Here is a 20024-nt window from a genome sequence, read left to right on the forward strand (position 1 = left end):
AATAATTTTATGGGACAAAGTTATAACAAAATTAAATTGCTTGCAATTTAATTTTAAATAATATATTTTAGATAAAATCGATAATAGAAATATCACAAGTTTCGGATTTCGTAAAATAGACCATATTCCAATCTTTGCTGTATAATTTTAAAACAAAATACAATGCAAAGATTTATCAATCAGTATGCGCTGATAACGGGAGGAACGAATGGAATGGGGTATGCAGTTGCTGAGCAGTTTATCGGAGAAGGCGGAACTGCTATAATTACCGGAAGATCCGAAGAAACCGTGCTTAAAGCAACTGAAAAGTTAGGAAGAAAAGCAGTAGGGATAGTGTCCGATGCAGGTAATATGAAAGACCTGATGCATTTACAAAACGAAATAAAACAATACACTGAAAATATTGATCTCGTTTTTGCCAATGCAGGGTACGGGAAATTTAAGCCGATTGAAAATGTGGACCCTGAGGATTTCGATGAACTGTTTAATATTCTGGTAAAAGGACCTTTCTTTACCGTTCAACAAATGTTACCATTAATGAAAAAGGGAAGTTCGGTTATTTTTAATACTTCAGTAGCTACAGAGATTTCAATGCCTAATTTCTCTGTTTACTCGGCTGCAAAATCAGCTGTGCAATCTTTTGTGAAGACTTTTGCCACTGAGCTGTTGGAAAGGGGAATCCGGGTAAACGCTATTAGTCCCGGACATATTAAAACCAATATCTTCAATAATACCGGATTGAATAAAGAGCAGATTGAGGATGCCGTTCAGCATATTATTCCTACAATCCCGTTTAAACGGCAGGGAGATCCATCGGAAATAGCAAATACAGTGCTTTTCCTTGCTTCAAGGGAAGCGTCTTATATCCATGGAGCCGAAATAAAAGTAGATGCCGGAATTTCTGTGATAAGATCCTAGGAAAAAGTTATTAGATGTCATTAACCTGTTTAATAATATTGGTTTTGTTCTCAATACCGATATTATAGGCCTTACCTTTTTTCAGGCTTTGGTTTAACTTTTCTAGAAGAGTTTTATAGGAAGAATCTTTTTTTGACACATAAAAAACCTGTGCGCTAATTCCAATAGAGATACGCATAAAATCCCCGGGATGATCGGGGTCTTCCGTAATCTGACTGATTGTTGCATTTTTGTACCAGGTTAAATTCTGTGAACCCGAACTACCGGAGCAGGATGTTATCATACAAAAAAATAATAGTAATGTCCATACTTTCATAAAAATAGTGTTATTATATAACAGCACCTGCCCATTTACAGAATCAGCAGGTGCTGTAAAATTATCAATTAATTAAAATCCACAGCTGGATACATCCGGTGCAGGTGAAGGAGAACATCCGGAAAGCAGTGAAAATTTAGTCAGTACACAATTGGTATTGATCAGATTGTTGTCATACAGATAAGAATTACTAGGACTTCTGTAATAAACATTTCCTGCAGTATTAGCATAAGAGGAAACGGATGCAGATCCGCAAGAGGTGTTAACGCAAGCGTTTCTCCATGCTGTATCTGTTACAGGACCGCTTGAAAATAGTGAAGGATCAATAATTCTTTTTTCCGTTACTCCGGAAGCATTTTTATAGCTTACCAATATTGCAACGTGGTAGCTCCACGCCACACAGCAAGTTCCTGTTGATGCCTTTAGGTTTCCGTATACAAATTGTTTTTCACAGTCATAGCCGTTGTTCATTAAGATTTGTCTCATCTTATGGGCTCTTGCATAACATCCGTCTACAGGATATCTGAATGTGATGCATGGTGAGGACGCCGTAGAGGTACCGCAAGACTGATTCTTTATTTGATTGAATAAAGAATTTAATGTAGCTACATCAGGAATTACACTCGCCAATTTATTGGTTTGTCCTTTTACTTCTTTTGTCAGGATCGTTTTAAAATATCTTACGTCTTCCGGGCTTGCAGACTCCACTTTTCCTATTTCATTGCTATTAGGCTTTAAGAAAATGTGTACAGGAGATTCATTCTTAACAGCCTGTCTAAGCATTCCGATATACTGCTCATTTTCTTTGGTCGGCTTAATTTCATAGAATTGCGCAGTTAACATAAATGACACCTTTATCATTCCGTTTTCTTCGTCTATCCCTACCGGTACAGTCTTTCCGAAATCTTTCAGCTTAGAATCATTTACACTTAGTTTTTCCTTTCCGTTGATTTCCTGATTCCCGTTGGAATCGGCACAGGAATTAAAAGTTAAGACGGTCACAAAGGCCATCATTGATAAAAAAAGATTTTTCATAATAATTGTAATTTGTAGTTTAATGGTGAGTTTTTGTTAAGTTGGTTGGTTATTTTAACTCTTATTTACTTCACTTTTTGGTGAAAATAAAATTAATAAAAAAAATAACATAAGCAAGTTATTTTTATAAAAACCAAAATTTTTAGTAATAATTAAAGTGTTTTGTTCATTAAAAACTACCGTTTTAATAAGTGTTAATAATGGCTCTGTGAATTTTACGATGAAAAAAAATCAGGTTTACCTATTTTATCCGTGCAGGTTGCCAGCGGATTGGTTATTTCTTAATTAAGCTGCTTTGCAATACAATATCTCTGATTAATTTTTCAAAATAATAGTACAGCGTATTTATCTCGCTCATCTGATTTTCCATGATAACAATACTCACATCAGAAGAGGGCACATAAACATTCAATGAAGTAAAGCCATCTCCGAGACCGGTATGACCAAAATAGCTGACTCTGTGATCCTTTACAATACGAATAGCATATCCGTAACCCATCTTACCGGTTCCGAATACATCATGTTCGGAAAATACGGATGGACTTATTAATAATTGATAGGTATCTGCGTTTAGGATTTTGCCTTTATGAAGAAAATCATTCCAGACAGATAAGTCCTTTGCTGTGCTTATTACTCCGTCGGCTGGCATATTTTCATCATTGATAAAAGAGTCATTGGAAACAGTTAATCCTTTTTCATTACTTATATGCCCCGAAACCAGCTTCTTCAGATCCGATTTCGCATAGCAGAAAGTATCTTTCATTTTAAGCTGCTTGAACAGTTCATTAGCCAATTGAGAGTAAGATTGATGGCTGACATTTTCGATGATTTTCCCTAACAAGATATAGGAAAGGTTACCGTATTTGAAATCAGAGCCCGGTCTAAATGCCAAAGGTTTCTCGAGATCAACAATCCCATGGGTATGGTTAAGCAACTGATGAACCGTTACTGAATCAGCCCAGGGCTGAGATAGTGATGGAAGGTACTTTTTTATAGGAGAATGTAAATCAACTTTTCCTTTTTCAACCTCTTTTAATAATAAAACGGCGGTGATCTGTTTGGTGTTGGACATGATTTCAAACTGATCATTTGGTTTTAAAGGAATTCGTGTCTTAGCATTTTTTATACCGTAAGCCCTGGAGTATTCAACCTTTCCGTTTCTGGTAACGAGAACAACCCCATTGAAAGTTCTAGGGCTCTTAACCTGAATTAGGCTATCGATCTTTTGTTTGTATTTATCCTTTTGTGCAAAACATATAGAAGAAATGGATAATAACAGATAGCAAAAGAACCGGGTTAATAGTTTCATTGGACTTTCAGATTTTATTAATTGCGCTAAAAACACAATGCAAAATACTAAATATGTAGGAGATTTTTCGATTTTTTATCCATATGATTCAGCCAAAAGTATATTTAAATACTATTTTTAATAAGGACAAATCATATATGATCAAAGACTCTGTGGAATAGCCGAATGATAAAAGATTAATATGTTTTTCCTTAGGAATCTCAACTTTATAAGATTAGACTCCTAAGGAATAATAAGAAAAGTAATTTTTAGAAATTGGTAGTAGTTGCAGATTTTTTATTAGAAATCTCAGCTCCAAAAACATCTGCAAAATGTTTTGTAATTTTAGATTTGATATCTTCCATTTCCTGAGGGGAAAGTTCTCTTTCAAGTTCTCTTTTCAGAGAGGTCACCTGTTTATCTTTGATACCACAAGGAATGATATATTCAAAATAGCGCATATCGGTGTTTACATTAAGGGCAAAACCATGTAAAGTTACCCAACGGGACGCTTTCACACCCATTGCACAAATTTTTCGGGCATACGGTTTTCCCACATCCAGCCAGACCCCGGTCTCTCCCTGGGAACGCTCGCCCTTAAGGCCATATTCGCCAATGGTTCTGATGATCACTTCTTCCAGGTTTCTCATGTATAAATGAATATCTGTAAAGAAATTTTCAAGATCTAAGATCGGATAACCTACAATCTGCCCGTATCCGTGATAGGTAATATCTCCGCCACGGTTTACTTTTACAAAAGTAGCATCAATCTCTTTGAGTTTATCAATTCCCGCCAGCATATTTTCTTCATGTCCGCTTTTTCCTAAAGTATAAACATGGGGATGCTCCACCAAAAGCAAATGATTGGGTGTGGTAATATGTTCTTCAGCAGGTAAATCGCGGTTTTTTATTTTGGTATCAATGATATCTTTCATCAGTTTTTCCTGATAGTCCCATGAGGACTGATAATCTCTTGTACCCAGATCTTCGAATTCTACTACTTTATTTTGATGTGTATTCATAATGAGCGTCTGTCTTTTTTTATGGTCCTGTGGAAAGACTTGTACCATTTTTTAGACATACAAATTTAGTGATTTTTAATTCTTTATTGAATTTATAAAATCTATGGCATTATTTTTCCAATCTTTATCCTGTAATAGAACATTAACGAATGCTGTTCCTATGATTCCGCCGTCTGCTTTTTCCGTTACACTTTCAAAATCTTTTTTCGATTTTATACCAAAACCGATCATTACCGGATTTTTTAACTGAAGAAGAGATATCCGGGAAAGATAATCTTCATTTTTTAATACGGCATTTTCATTTCCTGTTGTGGATGAAGAACTTACCGCATACAGAAACCCTGAGCTTAAAGAATCAAGATATAAGATCCTTTCGTCTGAGGTTTCAGGTGTGATCAGAAATGTGAAGTTGAGATGATATTTCTTCAGGATTTGCTGATAATTCTTTTCAAATTCAATAGGAGGAAGATCAGGGATAATGAGTCCGGTAACACCACTTTCCGAGCATTCTTTGCAGAAATTTTCAAAACCAAAACTTAAAACCGGATTGATATATCCCATTAAAATAATAGGAATTTTAATTTCAGTTTTAATGGATTTCAGTTGTGATAGTAATTTCTCAATGGTCATTCCATTTTCCAATGCAAGTTCATGTGCTTTCTGTATAATGGGACCGTCAGCAACCGGATCCGAATAAGGCATTCCGATTTCCATCATGTCCGCACCGGCATCCTGTATGAGTTTTATAATATCTGCAGTATCTTCCAATTTAGGAATCCCTGCTGTGAAGTATATATTGAGTTTTTTCATTGGGTTTATTGTATTTATGTATTCATGTAAAATGTATTTATGATAAAAAGACGCATAATTTTCTTTAACAACTGTCAGAATCATTTTACATGAATACTTTTTACATTTTACAGATTAAAAATTTAAAGATTAGCTAAATAAGTTTCCATATCCTTATCACCACGTCCGCTCAGGCAGATCACCACGATGTCATTTTCGTCGAATTTCTTTTTATCCAGGACGGCCAGGGCATGTGAGCTTTCAAGGGCAGGAATAATTCCTTCCAGTTTTGTGAGCTCAAAAGCTGATTTCAAGGCTTCATCATCGTTGATGCTGAAAAATTCCGCACGCTTTTCCTTAAATAAATGAGCATGGAAAGGCCCGATCCCGGGATAATCCAAACCGGCAGAAATTGAATGGGGTTCGATTACCTGACCGTCGCGGGTCTGCATGACAAGGCTTTTGCTTCCGTGTAAAACGCCTAAAGTTCCAAGAAAAGTGGTGGCCGCAGATTTTCCGGATTCCACACCGAAGCCTCCTGCTTCTGCCGCAATAATTTTTACATTTTCTTCTTCCACAAAATGGTAAAAAGTTCCTGCTGCGTTACTACCACCTCCTACGCAGGCAATCACATAGTCAGGATTCTCTCTTCCTGTTTGTTCATGAAGCTGTTCCCTGATCTCTTTTGATATGACGCTTTGAAATCTTGCAACCAAATCGGGAAAGGGATGAGGTCCCACAACGCTGCCTATAACATAATGAGTTGTCACTGGATTATTGATCCAATCTCTTAAGGCTTCATTTACTGCGTCTTTTAATGTTTTTGATCCCGAAGTTGCCGGAACTACTTCTGCACCCAGCATTTTCATTCTTGCTACATTCGGAGCCTGCCTCTGAATGTCAACTTCACCCATATAAACGATACATTTCAAACCAAGCAATGCGCAGGCGGTAGCAGTAGCAACGCCGTGTTGTCCGGCTCCGGTTTCTGCAATAATTCTGGTTTTTCCCAATCGTTTTGCCAGTAAAACCTGGCCCAGTGCGTTATTGATCTTGTGTGCACCGGTATGGTTAAGATCTTCTCTTTTCAGATAAATGTTCGTTTTGTACTGGTTGCTCAGATTTTTGGCAAAATAAAGAGGAGTAGCACGCCCTACATAATTTTTCAGTAAATCCTGATATTCTGCCTGAAACTCCTCAGATTCTATAATTTCAAGATAGTTTTTTTGAAGCTCTTCTACATTTGGATAAAGCATTTCAGGGATAAAAGCTCCTCCGAATTCTCCATAATATCCATTTTGATCAGGGTTTTTATAATTCATTTTCATTGTTGTTATTGTATTAAATAAGCAGTTTTTTCTGAATCAAGCTGCTTGAAAAGATTTCTATTTTCTTCAGACAAATGGATGATCAGGATGTCATCATCTTCAGAACTGATCCAGTGATCATCTTCCTGCTCCAGAATTTTTTTTGCTTTATCGTATAATATATCAATTTTGCACTTTTCATAAAAGGGGCGCAAATCGGAAATACAGAATCCAATAACCTGCAGGTCCCTCTCAGTAACATTTTCTGCTGAAAGCTTCAGCAATTGGCTGCCATAGCCATGTCCTTTTTGTGCAGAAACAAAGCCCACCATTTCTGTATAAGAATGTAGATTTCCCGATATCTTTAATGTAAAATCGAAATTCAGACGCAATACAGATTTGATATTTCCATCAGTGTCCAGTAATAAATGAAATTCAGAATTTTTAAATAGCTGTCTGAAATCATCAGCTTTCATACCTGTCCATTCCTTGTTTTCCCAAAGCTTTATTATTACTCCTATTTCCTGTATGGTAAGCTGTTCCGAATTTTTAATGTGGTACGTCATGGTTCAGGGTATTTAGATAGGACAGATTATGATCGAATTGCTGTCTTGTTATTTGTTTATTCTGGTACAGGTATTTTATTTTACTTGAAATGCTGATCAGGGTTTCGATATCTAGCTTTGAACGATACATTTTAAAGATCAGTTCCAGGTTATCCAGCAAATAATAAGAATCCAGTTTTTCATAAGATAAGAATATCTTAAAATAGATTTTTCCCAGGTCATAATTAACATTAGCTTTGACCGTATTTTCCATCAGTTTATCCGCAATTATTACCAAATGATATCCATCCCATAAATGAATGGTTTCAAAAAAATACTCAATATCATCTTCATTAAAATCCTTAATGATACTTATAAATATGGATAATAAACCACCCATTTCCCAGAAGTCTGTGGTGCTGTCATTTTCACATATGAAATCATGCAGTTTTTTTACCCTTTCATTCTCAAACCTCGGTGGGAATAAAGTTTTATAGAACTGTTTTTTCAATGATTGTATATTCATAAGGATGAGATTAATGGGTTTGACTTAAATACTTTAATTTTCTCTACATCTTTAATTCCTGGTCCGGTTTCAAATTTTGAATTGATATCCAAGGCAAAAGGTTTCTGATCCAATATTTTGATACCTTTTATATTCTGTTCTGAAATGCCTCCGCTCAGCAGGTAGGGAACATTTATTTTGATATCATTTAACAGCGACCAGTCAAACTGTTTCCCAGTTCCTCCAAATGATTGACTATCCGTATCAAATAACAAATAATCAATAACGGATTGTATCCGGTCAATTTTAGAAGAAAGATGTCCCATTGTTTCACCAATCCTTAAGGCTTTGATTATTTTTACTTCCGGATCTGTTTTTTGTTTTAATACCTTAATATATTCATCACTTTCATCACCGTGCAGCTGAATAAAATTAAGCTCAGCTTTTTGAGTAATATCCACTACATTTTCTATATCCTCGTTCACGAAAACTCCTACCTTTCCTTTGTGAATGATTTTCGAAATATCATCTAAACTTAAACGATTAAGTGCATACCGCGGCGATTTTTTGTAGAATATAAATCCTATAAAATCAATATTCATGGAAATTAATTCCAGAATTTGATCAGGCAGTGTAAGACCACATACTTTTATTTGTAGCTGCTGGTTCATCACGATAGGTTTATATGGTTGATGAATTCTTTAAAGGCTTTGGCAGGATCTTCATTCTTCATAAAATATTCACCCATTAAGAATCCGTCGAAACCCTTTTCTTTCAGGTAACTGAAATCCTCAATACTGTAAATTCCACTTTCAGCAACAGATAAAGTTTGTTCAGGCAGTTGATTTTTTAATCGGACAGAATGTTGAAGATCTACTTTAAAATCTTTTAGGTTTCTGTTATTAATTCCTACCAGATCAATATCTGGATGGAAGTGTTGCAATTCTTCTTCTGTATGGATTTCCAGTAAAACTTCCAATCCCAGTTCGTGTGATAAATGGGTGAACTCCAGAACCTGTGATGGTGAAAGACAGGCGGCAATCAGTAAAATAACATCCGCACCCATATTTTTAGCCTCATAGAACTGATATTCGTCGATCATGAAATCTTTCCTGAGAACGGGCGTTTTAATTTGACTTCTGAGATCCATAATATCTTTAAAACTACCACCAAAAAAATCGGTGTCGGTAAGTATTGAAATTCCGCTTGCTCCAAAATTCTCATAAGCAGACACTACTTCAAAAGGAGAAACCTTATCATTAATTACTCCCTTTGAAGGAGATTGTCTTTTAAATTCAGCGATTATTCCGCTTTTCTCTTTAAGGGAAGATTTTAAAGAAGCGGTTTTTCTTTCAAAAAAAGCAGAATCCTTTAATTCTTCTACAGAAACATTTGCTTTTGAAAAATTAACTTCTTCTTTTTTTCTCGATATAATTTTATCTAATATGGTCATTTATTGTGTGTTTTTATATTTCCTGAAACTAATTAATTCTATTCAAAACCTCAAAATGCATTATTCTAATAACAGTTCCAGGCTTCTCAATGCTTTTCCGCCATGTAAACTTTCCTGTGCCAAAAGGAGGCAATCATCATAGGAACCGAATTTTTCCGTATGATAAAGTGCTACCGCAGCATTCGCTAAAACAACGGCATTTTGAGAATCTGTTCCCTTTCCTTCCAAAATATTCCTGAAGATTCTTGCTGCTTCCTGAATGGTTTTACCTGCCTGGATACTTTCAGGACTTACCGGATCGAATCCCAGATCTTCAGAAGAATAAATATTTTCACCTTTTTTGGTTATAATTTTACTGTCATGGGTAAGGCTGATCTCATCATATCCATCCAGGCCATGAACCAGGACGAACTCCTGAGGTTCTTTTTGTAAAAGATATTGATAAATCCTTGCGATTTCCAGGTTGTATACTCCGATCACAGAAAATTTTGGTTTTGCCGGATTTACCAATGGACCTAATAGGTTGAAAAAGGTTCTTAGCCCCAGTGATTTCCTCAATGCTCCAACAGACTGAAGGGCAGGATGGAAGTAAGGAGCATGTAAAAAGCAGATATTCGCTTTCTCCAGATCTCTGTTCAGCTTATCAGAATCATTATTCATCTGATAACCCAGCTCTTCCAAAACATTTGAAGAACCGGTAACAGCTGAGGCTCCATAATTTCCATGTTTTGTTACGCTTTGTCCTGCTCCGGCAATGACAAAACCGGCCAGCGTTGAAATATTGATCGTGTTTTTGCCATCACCTCCCGTTCCTACGATATCTAAAGCATCACTGGCATCAAGGTTTACAGGAACTGCCATTTGCAATAATGCTTCCCTGAAGCCTTCCAGCTCTCTCAATGTAATATTGCGCATCAGGAAAACGCTCATAAAAGCAGTGACTTCCGTTGAATTGAATTTATTCTGGGCAATTTCAATCATGATCGCTTTGGCCTCAGATTTAGATAAGGTATGATGATTGAATAAATATTGCAGGATCTCTTTCATTTGAGGTGTTTTTATTGTTGAGGGAATATCTTGTGTTTTCAATGTAATAAGAAATTTTTAATGATAACTTCTCCGTCCGGAGTTAAAATACTTTCAGGATGAAACTGGACACCATGTACATCATAGGTTTTATGTTGCAGGGCCATGATCATTCCATCTTTATCTACGGCAGTGATCTCCAGTTCTTCGGGGAACTGATCGGGATCCACAGCCCAGCTGTGGTATCTTCCTACTTCCATTCCTGATGACAGGTTTTGGAAAAGTTTGGTTTTTTCTTTCACCAGCTCTGTGGTGGTTGCCACACCATGAAAAATTTCTGAAAGATTAATCAGTCTTCCTCCGAAAGCCTCAGCAATGGCCTGCTGCCCCAGACAAACTCCGAGAATGCTTTTAGTAGGAGCATATTTCCTGATCAGATCAAGTAATATACCGGACTCCTCAGGTATTCCGGGACCTGGAGACAAAATGATCTTATCATACTTTTCCACTTCTTCCAGGCTGATTTCATCATTCCGATAGATATCCACTTTCTGGTTTAGAATTCTTTCAATAATCTGAACCAGATTATAGGTAAAGCTATCGTAATTATCAAATACTAAAACTTTAGCTGTTAATTGGGTTTTTATATTTTCGTTCATCTTATTTAAATTAGTATTTGAGTTTATCTGCCTTTTCTACAGCTTTCTTGAGTGCGTTAAGCTTATTGTTGACTTCCTGAAGTTCACTTTCAGGATTGGATTTGGCCACCAGTCCTGCACCGGCCTGATAAAAAAGAGTATTGTTTTTACTTAAAAAGGTTCTGATCATAATAGCCTGGTTGCAGCTTCCGTTCAGACCTACCATTCCGATACAGCCTCCATAGTAACCCCGGGAATCCTTCTCGTATTGATTGATCAATTGAAGGGCTTTATGCTTAGGGGCACCACTTAAAGTCCCCTGAGGAAAGGTAGAAGCAACCACTTCAAAAGGATTGGTATTTTCCGGTAATTCCGATGTTACTTCACTTACCATATGAATAACGTGAGAAAAAAGTTGGATTTCCTTTAACTTTGTTACCGTTACATTTCTTCCCATTTTTCCCAGATCATTTCTTGCCAGGTCTACCAGCATAGTATGTTCAGCATTTTCCTTGGGATCATTTTTTAATTCTTCTATAGATTGAAGATCTACATCAAAGTTTCCGGTTCTTTTAAAAGTTCCCGCAATAGGATGGATGATGGCCTTATGATCTTTAATAATCAGTTGGCTCTCGGGGCTCGATCCGAATAATTTGTAATCTCCGTAATCGAAAAAGAACAGATAAGGAGAAGGATTGATATTTCTTAAAGCACGGTATACATTGAATTCGTCACCCAGAAACTTTTGTTCGAATCTTCTGCTCAATACCAATTGAAAAACGTCTCCCCGCATGCAGTGTTTTTGAGCCGTTTTAACCAGTTCCAGATATTCTTCATCAGAAATATTTGAGGTTTCTTCACCCGTTTTCTCAAAAGGGTAGACTACTGAGCTTTTATTTTTTATTAAATTTTCTAAAGTATAAAGTTCTGATTTGATCCCCTCGATTTGATTTTCGATAAAATGCATTTCATCATTGTAATGATTGATTGCAATAACGTACTGGTATAATCTGTATCTCACAAGGGGAATTTCAACCTCCGGGCTTTGTGCTTTAAAATTGATATTTTCGAAAAACTGAACCGCCTCAAAGCTGGTGTATCCGAAAAGGTTTTGTGCTGTTTCTTCAATGGGATCCGTTGTTTTTTCACATTCAAAAACAGAAGAAAAGTCATGCAAGATATCTGCGATCTTATGATCAATGATAAACTGTTTTACAGGTTCTGAATTGGGAAACTTAACCTCGAATTCATTAAGGTTCTTAACCTCAATTCCTGCTATGGCATTTATGGCGATAAATGAAAAATTATTATCTATGTTTTTAGAATCCGAGCTTTCTAAAAGAATGGTGTCCCTGAACTTGTCACGGATCTGCAGATAAATATTCATGGGAGTCTGAAGATCTCCCAGTGTTTTCTTTGATACGGTTTTTACCTTTATATTCTTATTAAACATTTGATGTTTTTATTTTTGTTTGAGATTAAATAATAAAAAAAAGACTTCAACGGAATCCGTCAAAGTCTTGATATTTTGTTTATCTTATTTTATTGCAAAGCAGCTTAACAATTAGCAATACGATAATCCTTTCAGACCCGACGAAGAGTTTGAAAGCCACCACCAAAAATTATTGCTCGTATTAAACATGGCACAAATGTAAAAATTTTTTTTAATATCAAAACCAAAAAAGAATAAAATTAAAAAAACTTAAGATAAAATTAACTATCGGCTCTCTTCCAATTCTTTCTTCAGCTTTTCAATTTGAATATTGTAGTTATCATCTTTATAAACTTCTACATAATTTTCTAATGCAGTTAGGTATTCTTTGATGAATTCTTTATTGGTGGGATCTGCCTCATATTTTATTTTTGCTGTATTGATAGGAGCCAGCATTTTATATTGGCGAAGACGTCTGCCTTCTTCGGACTGATCATATAAAATCACGATATTTTTCTCGTATCCCGGAATATATTTTACGGGAAATGGACTGTTTACCTGTGGAATACGGATTGCATTTTCAATAGGGTGTATAGAAGCCGAAGTTGTAGAGAAAAAAGTTGTAATATATTTACCGTCCTGCTTTTTGACAATTGCTTCATAATCATGGATATACATATCGTTTAATGTAGAACTTGTCTCCACATCGGAGGTAATGATTGCAGTACTTTCAGTTCCGTATTTGTTTAAAAACCAGGCATTCAAAAACTGTCCCGCAAAGGCATTGGCTATTCCTAAAGGGATAATCGGCAGTAATAACCACCATTTTTTAGTAAGGAATGATACTAAGCTGAAGAAAACAATCAGGAGGACCACGGTGTAAAAACCATGATGACTGGTGAAAAACAGAATTTTAGAAATGAATATCATACTTTAAAATTAAAATTTTTATTTAGATAAAAGAACATTAGTAATCTTATTCCAGATAAATTATTGTTGAAACGGATATTTATCATCACTTTAAAAATTTATTTTTTATACTTTTGCTTAAATTTTATAGAAAAAATAATGAAAAAAGTATTAGCACTTGCATTTATCGGAGGTTTATTAGTTGTAAACTGCAAAAAGAAACCAGATCATTCACTACAAGATAGCAACACAATGCTTGAAGAGCCTGAAGCAACTACAGTTGTAGACACTACCGCAACAGCCCGCAACAAACCAGAAGCAGATGTAAATGCAGCAGTATCCGTACCTGCAAAGGACGCAAAAGCAGATACATTGACTAAATAATGAAAAAACTGTTTTTGACAGGATGCATAGGATTTTTTATTCTTTCCTGTTCCAAAAAAGAAAATACACCTGTTGATACTCCTTCATCAGAAACAACTGTTGCTTCTGAACCGGCAAAAACCAATCTTTCCGGGAGCCAGATCATAGAAACATTGGATTGTACAGGATGTCACACGGTTAATGAGAGAATGATAGGACCTTCTTATCAGGAAATAGCTGACAAATATTCTGAAAAAGATATTGAAATGCTGGCCTCCAAGATTATAGAAGGCGGAAGCGGAGTTTGGGGAAGTGTTCCTATGCAGCCCCATCCTCAGGTATCTAAAGACGATGCAAAAAAAATGGTGGAATATATTTTAAGTCAGAAGAAGTAAAATATGTCTGCTGAAAAATCCAGTCTGCACACAAGAAATCTTCATCGTGATCCCTATGATTTTGATCAGCTCATTTCTTGTGTGCCAGAACTGAAGCACTATGTTTTTGTTAATGCACACCAAACATTAACGATCAACTTCAGCCTTCCAAAGGCGGTAAAACTACTCAACAAAGCCCTTTTACAACATTTTTACCATATCCGGAACTGGGATATTCCTGAAAATAATTTATGCCCTCCGATTCCCGGAAGAGCAGATTATATCCATTACATTGCTGATTTACTCGCTCTCGAATCTGAATCCGGTGAAATCCCTAAGGGCTCTTCAATAAGTGGCCTGGATATAGGTGTTGGAGCTAATCTCGTGTATCCTTTAATTGCTCACAGGTCTTACGGATGGACAATGACGGGAACAGATATTAATAAAGACTCGTTACAAAATGCACAACGTATTCTGGACAATAACCCGGATCTGTCATCTTTTATTCATTTGAAGCATCAGCCGGCTTCTGAATGTATATTCAGGAATATGCTTCTAGAAGGAGACAGATTTATGTTTTCAATGTGTAATCCTCCTTTTCATGACTCTGAGGAATCTGCCATAAAAGGAAATCTCAGAAAGACTAAAAATCTCCGTCAATCCAAAGTTAAGAAGCCAGTACTCAATTTTGGGGGACAACAATCGGAATTATGGTGCGAAGGTGGGGAGCTTGCTTTTATTACCAGGATGATACATGAAAGCAGTTTATTCGCTTCGCAGGTCCTGTGGTTTACCTGTCTGGTTTCTAAAAAAGATAATCTGTATCCACTTACCACACTCCTGAAAAAGAGTAAGACAGTAGAGTTCAAAACCATCGATATGGCTCAGGGCCAAAAAATAAGCAGAATTCTGGCCTGGACATTTATCCCTCAACAAGACAGAAAAGGCTGGTTCCCGTAAGCAAACCTCTCTTTAACCGCATTTTTACAGAAATAAATATATTTCTGGGAAAAGTCATTGACAGTCAACTCAAAAATACCTAAATTTGTAGGCTTTTAGAAAAATAAGAAATGCAATTATCAGAACAAGAAATCATTAGAAGAGAAAAGCTTAATAAGCTTGTTGAAATGGGGATCAACGCGTTCCCGGCAGATGAATACAAAATTACAGATACAACAGAATCTATAAAACAGGATTTTTCTGAGAGTAAACAGGTGAAGATTGCTGGTAGATTGATGTCCCGAAGAATTCAAGGGAAAGCTTCTTTTGCTGAATTGCAGGATTCTACAGGTAAAATTCAGGTATATTTCAACAGAGATGAGATCTGTACAGGAGAAGATAAAACTTTGTATAATGAAGTATACAAACACCTTTTAGATATCGGGGATATTATCGGTATCGAAGGGGAGCTTTTTACCACACAAGTAGGGGAGAAAACTGTACTGGTAAAGAATTTTACTCTCCTTACGAAATCTTTACGTCCGCTACCACAATCCAAAACGGATGAGAATGGAGTAATACATGATGGATTTAATGATCCTGAACTAAGATACAGACAACGTTATGTTGATTTAACCGTCAACCCGCATATTAAAGAAATTTTTGTGAAGAGAACAAAATTGTTCAATGCCATGAGAACCTTCTTTAATGATGCAGGATATTTTGAAGTTGAAACTCCGATTCTTCAATCTATTCCGGGAGGAGCTGCGGCAAAACCGTTCATTACACACCATAACGCCTTGGATATTCCATTATATTTAAGAATTGCAAACGAGCTTTATCTTAAAAGATTGATCGTTGGAGGATTTGATGGGGTATATGAGTTTTCCAAAAACTTCAGAAATGAGGGAATGGACAGAACACATAATCCGGAATTTACAGCGATGGAAATTTATGTGGCTTACAAGGATTACAACTGGATGATGGATTTCACAGAAAAACTATTGGAATTCTGTGCTACTCAGGTTAATGGAAATGCCGAATCTACTTTCGGAGAGCATAAGATAAATTGGAAAGCACCTTATCCTAGAGTTTCAATGACTGAAGCGATCCAAAAATATACAGGATTCGATATCACAGGAAAAACTGAAAAGGAATTGTTTGATTTTGCTAAATCTATTGGGATTGAGGTTAATGAAACAATGGGTAAAGGAAAATTAATTGATGAGATCTTCGGAGAAAAATGTGAAGGAAATTTCATTCAGCCAACTTTCATTACCGATTATCCGATCGAAATGTCTCCTTTAACTAAAAAACACAGAAGCAAAGAAGGCTTAACAGAGCGTTTTGAGTTGATGGTTTGCGGAAAGGAAATAGCTAATGCTTATTCTGAGTTAAATGACCCTATTGATCAGAGAGAACGTTTCGAAGCGCAGATGGCTCTTTCTGAAAGAGGTGATGATGAAGCGATGTTTATCGACCAGGATTTCCTTAGAGCTTTGGAATACGGAATGCCTCCAACTTCCGGATTAGGAATTGGTATGGACAGATTGATCATGTTCTTAACGGATAATGCATCCATCCAGGAAGTATTATTCTTCCCTCAGATGAGACCTGAAAAAACAGTTCCTCAGATTGAATTGGGAGAAGATGAGAAAGTAATTCTTGAAATTTTAAACTCTCAGGAAGAAGCATTCTCTTTAGCAGAAGTTAAACAAAGAAGTCAGTTATCCGGTAAAAAATGGGATAAAGCATCTAAGACTCTAACTAAAAATAATTTGGTGAAAGTTGAAAAGATTGACGAAAATGTTTTGATGAAATTGGTTTAAAAGTTCACAACAATACTAAAAAAAATCCTGAAATATTTCAGGATTTTTTTTTGCGATAAACTATAAATTGCTATTTCCCGTTGTGTATAAAAACTCAATTTCGATGAAAATTTTTGTTTTATTTTTTCTGTTACAATGTCTTGTCATTAAGTCGCAAATGATTGAATCTGTTTACTTTGTGCATGATGACTATAAACTTGATAAGCAATCCCAAAAGAAATTAGATAGTTTGGCTCAGTTAAAAGGCAATTTAAGATTCAGGATTTTTGGAAATTGTGATTCTACGGGAAGCATACATTACAATAAAGTATTGTCTGAAAACCGTGCAAATGCAGTTAAAAAATACCTGCAGGAGAAAATTAAAACTCATATTACAATTGAAAATGTTGTAGGTCTTGGTGAGGGAAAACAGATCAATGATAATAGTTCAGAAGAATTACGGAAGAAAAACAGAAGAGTAGATATTTTTATAGACAGAGAATGGGCTAAGGGAGAAAAAATTCTACGAAAAGTTCCTCCAAGTTTTGTAGATCTGAGTGTTGCTGAGCTGAAAGTTCAAAATACATATTCTCTTCCTAATGTTAATTTTATTGGCGGCCGTCATGTCTGGCTCCCGGGTGGGAATGAAACAATTCTTAAGCTGCTTAAAATACTAAGAGATAATCCGGCTATACAGGTAGAATTACAGGGGCATATTTGCTGTGATTATAATAATTTTGATGGTGAAGATCTTGATTTTGGTACTTTTAATCTTTCACACACAAGGGCTGATTCTATAAAGGAATTCCTCCAGATGCAAGGTATAGATTCCAGCCGTATAAAAGCAAGCGGACAAGGACATCTTAATCCGGTTGCTTATCCCGAACAAACGGAAGCGGACCGGATTATGAATAGGAGGGTTGAAATTGTTTTACTTAAAAAATAATCCTTACTTCCTTAGTTTACTAAATGAAGCCATCAGGTAAAATAAAAACGGCAGAATAAATAAAGATCCTAACATTAATGCCCACGCTAAAGCAGAAATTGTTTTCGGAGCTGCTACATGTTCTAATAATGAAAGATGCTGCCCATTCCCTAATAATATGATATCAGGGTTATGCTGATACGTTGCGGCCACCAGGATCATAATAACCTGGAATCCTGCTAAGGCACGAACGGGAAGGAGCTTCCGTTGTTTCATAGCCCGGAAAATCAATAACAGTGCTATCGTTGCAAAGGCAATTGCCATAATTCCCAAAGGTTTGGAGAAAACCCAGGTAACTAGAGGAATGCCCGAAAGATACGCTGAAAGAAAAACCAGAGCTCCGGTGATCACTACAAAGATCATCGTTTGTTTGGATTTTCTGATCATCAGATTAAGTTGCACACGATCCTTGGTTTCCCTAAGAGAAAATATTGAAGCAAGATAGGCACAGAGGGCCACTGTAAATAAACCAACGGTCACTCCGAACCAATTCAGCCAGCTGAAAATATAGAGATCCAGAAAAGTGGTGGCGTCCGGATTAATGGATTGGGAAACTGTAGCTGCCGCAATCAGCCCTAAGAAAAAAGGAGTGAGAAGGCTTGCATAATAAAAAATGTGAGTATATAAAAACTGCCAGTCATCTTTCACCGCATCATAATGCCTGAATGTAAAAGCGGTACCTCTTGCAATAATTCCTACAAGCATAAGAACTAACGGAATATGCAGGTAAGTGGACATCGTTGTGTAAATTTCAGGAAATCCTACAAACAGGATCACAATAGCAATAATCACCCACATATGATTCGCTTCCCAAACCGGAGCGATTGATTCATACATAATCTCCTCTGTTTTATGACGGGATTTTTTATTGGTAAATAACTCTACGATCCCTGCGCCAAAATCAGCTCCTCCCAAGATTACATACAGGCAAATTGACAGCCAAAGAAAGCCTATAACAACGTAGATCATGATTTTGTATTTTTAGCGTTAAACTGAATATCGGTAGGGTCATATAATTTCGGAACCATTTGAATTTGCCTTTTGAGAAGAAATATTAAAATCAATGACAGCGAAACAAAAATTGCGGTGAAGAAATAGAAGGAATACTGGATGCCCGGCATAGGTGTTACGGCATCTACAGTTCGCATAATACCATAAATAATCCAGGGCTGGCGGCCTACTTCTGTTACAGTCCAGCCTGCTTCCAATGCTATATATCCAAAAGGAGTGGCGATCAGAAATGTTTTCAGCAGCCAGTTCTTGCTCAGCCATTCTTTTTTAAAGAATAGTGAATAGACATATAGAGAACCTATGCAGATCATTATGACACCAAAGAAGATCATGATCTGGAAAGAGTAGTGGACAACGGCAACAGGAGGCCATTCATCTCTGCTGAAATCATTCAATCCCTTTACTTCGGCATTAAAATCATTACTGACGAGAAAACTTAATAATTTAGGGATCTTTAATGCATATTTGATTTCGCCTTTCTTTTCATCCGGAATTCCTCCGATCACAAAAGAGGCTCCCTTTTCTGTTTTAAAATGAGCTTCCATTGCAGCTAATTTTATAGGCTGTCTTTCTGCAACCGATTTAGCAGCGATATCACCACTTAAGGGAGCTCCGAAAGCTCCTATGAGGGCAAAACCTGCGGCAATTCTAAATGCTTTGGTGTGAAATTCCACATTTCTTTTTCGCATGATTAAAAAAGCATGAACTCCTGCAACGGCAAAACCGGTTGCACAAAAGGCAGCTACCGTCATATGCAATGCCTGTGGAAACCAGGCTTCATTAAACATCGCTTTGATAGGATCTATATTTACATATTGTCCGTTGATATAATCAAATCCTGCGGGAGAGTTCATCCATGCATTGGCTGCAACGACAAGGATGCCGGAAGCCAATCCACTGAGTCCGACTAAAAATCCACAGAACCAGTGAAACCATTTGTTGAACTTATCCCATCCGTAAAGAAAAAAACCGATAGCAATTGCTTCGATAAAAAATGCTGTTCCTTCAAGAGAAAAAGGCATTCCGAAGATGGGGCCGGCGTGTTTCATGAACTGTGGCCAAAGAAGTCCCAATTCAAAAGAAAGCATAGTTCCGGAAACAGCTCCTGTTGCAAAAAGAATGGCGACTCCTTTGCTCCATGCTTTTGTAAGTCCCTTATATACTTCGTTTTTTGTTTTAAGGTATTTCCAGTGGGCAAAGGCCATTAAAAATGGCATAACCATACCTACACACGAAAATATAATGTGGAAGCCGAGGGACATGGCCATCTGGGCACGGGCTGCAATGAAATCGTCCATAATATCAATTTTGAGTATATAAATTTAAGCATTAATTATAGAAGAATACATGATTTAAAACAG

Annotated in this window: 22 protein-coding genes; 6 read left to right on the forward strand and 16 right to left on the reverse strand. The window is 36.5% G+C overall.

Annotated features, from left to right (window positions below; translation table 11 throughout):
- The first annotated feature begins 162 nt into the window (after positions 1-162).
- A complete protein-coding gene (locus PFY10_21465; protein ID WBV56757.1) occupies positions 163-918 on the forward strand; it encodes an SDR family oxidoreductase in 756 nt (251 codons plus the stop codon).
- Between the two features lie 10 nt (positions 919-928).
- On the opposite strand, the gene PFY10_21470 is transcribed toward PFY10_21465, so the two are convergent.
- The 14 genes from PFY10_21470 to PFY10_21535 all read right to left on the reverse strand — a co-directional run bounded on the left by PFY10_21470 (position 929) and on the right by PFY10_21535 (position 13204).
- Positions 929-1201 (reverse strand): hypothetical protein, encoded by a 273-nt coding sequence (locus PFY10_21470; protein ID WBV56758.1) that lies wholly within the window; start codon positions 1199-1201, stop codon positions 929-931.
- A 105-nt stretch (positions 1202-1306) separates the two neighbouring features.
- Positions 1307-2269 carry a protein-glutamine glutaminase gene (locus PFY10_21475; GenBank protein ID WBV56759.1) on the reverse strand — a complete coding sequence of 321 codons (963 nt, stop codon included), beginning with the start codon at positions 2267-2269 and terminating at the stop codon, positions 1307-1309.
- Between the two features lie 274 nt (positions 2270-2543).
- The gene (locus PFY10_21480) at positions 2544-3578 is read right to left on the reverse strand and encodes a serine hydrolase (GenBank protein WBV56760.1); all 1035 of its coding nucleotides are present in this window, start codon (positions 3576-3578) and stop codon (positions 2544-2546) included.
- A gap of 248 nt (positions 3579-3826) precedes the next feature.
- Complete coding sequence (gene lipB, locus PFY10_21485; protein WBV58970.1) at positions 3827-4579, reverse strand: lipoyl(octanoyl) transferase LipB; 753 nt, start codon at positions 4577-4579, stop codon at positions 3827-3829.
- A 75-nt stretch (positions 4580-4654) separates the two neighbouring features.
- Complete coding sequence (gene trpA, locus PFY10_21490) at positions 4655-5389, reverse strand: tryptophan synthase subunit alpha (protein ID WBV56761.1); 735 nt, start codon at positions 5387-5389, stop codon at positions 4655-4657.
- Positions 5390-5511: 122 nt separating this feature from the next.
- The gene (gene trpB, locus PFY10_21495; protein ID WBV56762.1) at positions 5512-6690 is read right to left on the reverse strand and encodes a tryptophan synthase subunit beta; all 1179 of its coding nucleotides are present in this window, start codon (positions 6688-6690) and stop codon (positions 5512-5514) included.
- Positions 6691-6701: 11 nt separating this feature from the next.
- Positions 6702-7241, reverse strand: a complete 540-nt coding sequence (locus PFY10_21500; protein ID WBV56763.1) for a hypothetical protein — start codon at positions 7239-7241, stop codon at positions 6702-6704.
- Entirely contained in the window at positions 7225-7746 is a 522-nt protein-coding gene (locus PFY10_21505) for a hypothetical protein (protein ID WBV56764.1), read from the reverse strand. The genes PFY10_21500 and PFY10_21505 overlap by 17 nt, the downstream gene beginning before the upstream one ends.
- Positions 7743-8396 (reverse strand): phosphoribosylanthranilate isomerase, encoded by a 654-nt coding sequence (locus PFY10_21510; protein WBV56765.1) that lies wholly within the window; start codon positions 8394-8396, stop codon positions 7743-7745. Before PFY10_21510 ends, PFY10_21505 begins: the two co-directional genes overlap by 4 nt.
- On the reverse strand, positions 8396-9178 hold the full coding sequence (gene trpC, locus PFY10_21515; GenBank protein WBV56766.1) for an indole-3-glycerol phosphate synthase TrpC: 783 nt from the start codon (positions 9176-9178) through the stop codon (positions 8396-8398). The genes PFY10_21510 and trpC overlap by 1 nt, the downstream gene beginning before the upstream one ends.
- 60 nt (positions 9179-9238) lie before the next feature.
- Positions 9239-10225 carry an anthranilate phosphoribosyltransferase gene (gene trpD, locus PFY10_21520; GenBank protein ID WBV58971.1) on the reverse strand — a complete coding sequence of 329 codons (987 nt, stop codon included), beginning with the start codon at positions 10223-10225 and terminating at the stop codon, positions 9239-9241.
- A gap of 38 nt (positions 10226-10263) precedes the next feature.
- Positions 10264-10863, reverse strand: coding sequence for an aminodeoxychorismate/anthranilate synthase component II (locus PFY10_21525; GenBank protein WBV56767.1), 600 nt, complete (start codon positions 10861-10863; stop codon positions 10264-10266).
- Between the two features lie 10 nt (positions 10864-10873).
- On the reverse strand, positions 10874-12295 hold the full coding sequence (locus PFY10_21530) for an anthranilate synthase component I family protein (protein ID WBV56768.1): 1422 nt from the start codon (positions 12293-12295) through the stop codon (positions 10874-10876).
- Positions 12296-12559: 264 nt separating this feature from the next.
- Positions 12560-13204 carry a hypothetical protein gene (locus PFY10_21535; protein WBV56769.1) on the reverse strand — a complete coding sequence of 215 codons (645 nt, stop codon included), beginning with the start codon at positions 13202-13204 and terminating at the stop codon, positions 12560-12562.
- Positions 13205-13342: 138 nt separating this feature from the next.
- Here PFY10_21535 and PFY10_21540 point away from each other — a divergent pair, with 138 nt between their 5' ends.
- The 5 genes from PFY10_21540 (at position 13343) to PFY10_21560 (ending at position 17613) form a co-directional block, all read left to right on the forward strand.
- Positions 13343-13567, forward strand: coding sequence for a hypothetical protein (locus PFY10_21540; GenBank protein ID WBV56770.1), 225 nt, complete (start codon positions 13343-13345; stop codon positions 13565-13567).
- On the forward strand, positions 13567-13941 hold the full coding sequence (locus PFY10_21545) for a c-type cytochrome (protein ID WBV56771.1): 375 nt from the start codon (positions 13567-13569) through the stop codon (positions 13939-13941). Before PFY10_21540 ends, PFY10_21545 begins: the two co-directional genes overlap by 1 nt.
- 3 nt (positions 13942-13944) lie before the next feature.
- The gene (gene rlmF, locus PFY10_21550) at positions 13945-14880 is read left to right on the forward strand and encodes a 23S rRNA (adenine(1618)-N(6))-methyltransferase RlmF (GenBank protein WBV56772.1); all 936 of its coding nucleotides are present in this window, start codon (positions 13945-13947) and stop codon (positions 14878-14880) included.
- Positions 14881-14990: 110 nt separating this feature from the next.
- Entirely contained in the window at positions 14991-16688 is a 1698-nt protein-coding gene (gene lysS, locus PFY10_21555; GenBank protein WBV56773.1) for a lysine--tRNA ligase, read from the forward strand.
- Positions 16689-16791: 103 nt separating this feature from the next.
- Positions 16792-17613 (forward strand): OmpA family protein, encoded by an 822-nt coding sequence (locus PFY10_21560; protein WBV56774.1) that lies wholly within the window; start codon positions 16792-16794, stop codon positions 17611-17613.
- A 3-nt stretch (positions 17614-17616) separates the two neighbouring features.
- Here PFY10_21560 and PFY10_21565 read toward each other — a convergent pair whose 3' ends face one another.
- Both PFY10_21565 and PFY10_21570 read right to left on the reverse strand, forming a co-directional pair.
- Positions 17617-18621, reverse strand: coding sequence for a cytochrome d ubiquinol oxidase subunit II (locus PFY10_21565; GenBank protein ID WBV56775.1), 1005 nt, complete (start codon positions 18619-18621; stop codon positions 17617-17619).
- Positions 18618-19961: a cytochrome ubiquinol oxidase subunit I gene (locus PFY10_21570; protein ID WBV56776.1), complete on the reverse strand. Its 1344-nt coding sequence runs from the start codon at positions 19959-19961 to the stop codon at positions 18618-18620. The genes PFY10_21565 and PFY10_21570 overlap by 4 nt, the downstream gene beginning before the upstream one ends.
- Positions 19962-20024: the final 63 nt, after the last annotated feature.

Origin of the sequence: Chryseobacterium daecheongense (assembly GCA_027920525.1) — a bacterium.
Lineage (GTDB): Bacteria > Bacteroidota > Bacteroidia > Flavobacteriales > Weeksellaceae > Chryseobacterium > Chryseobacterium proteolyticum.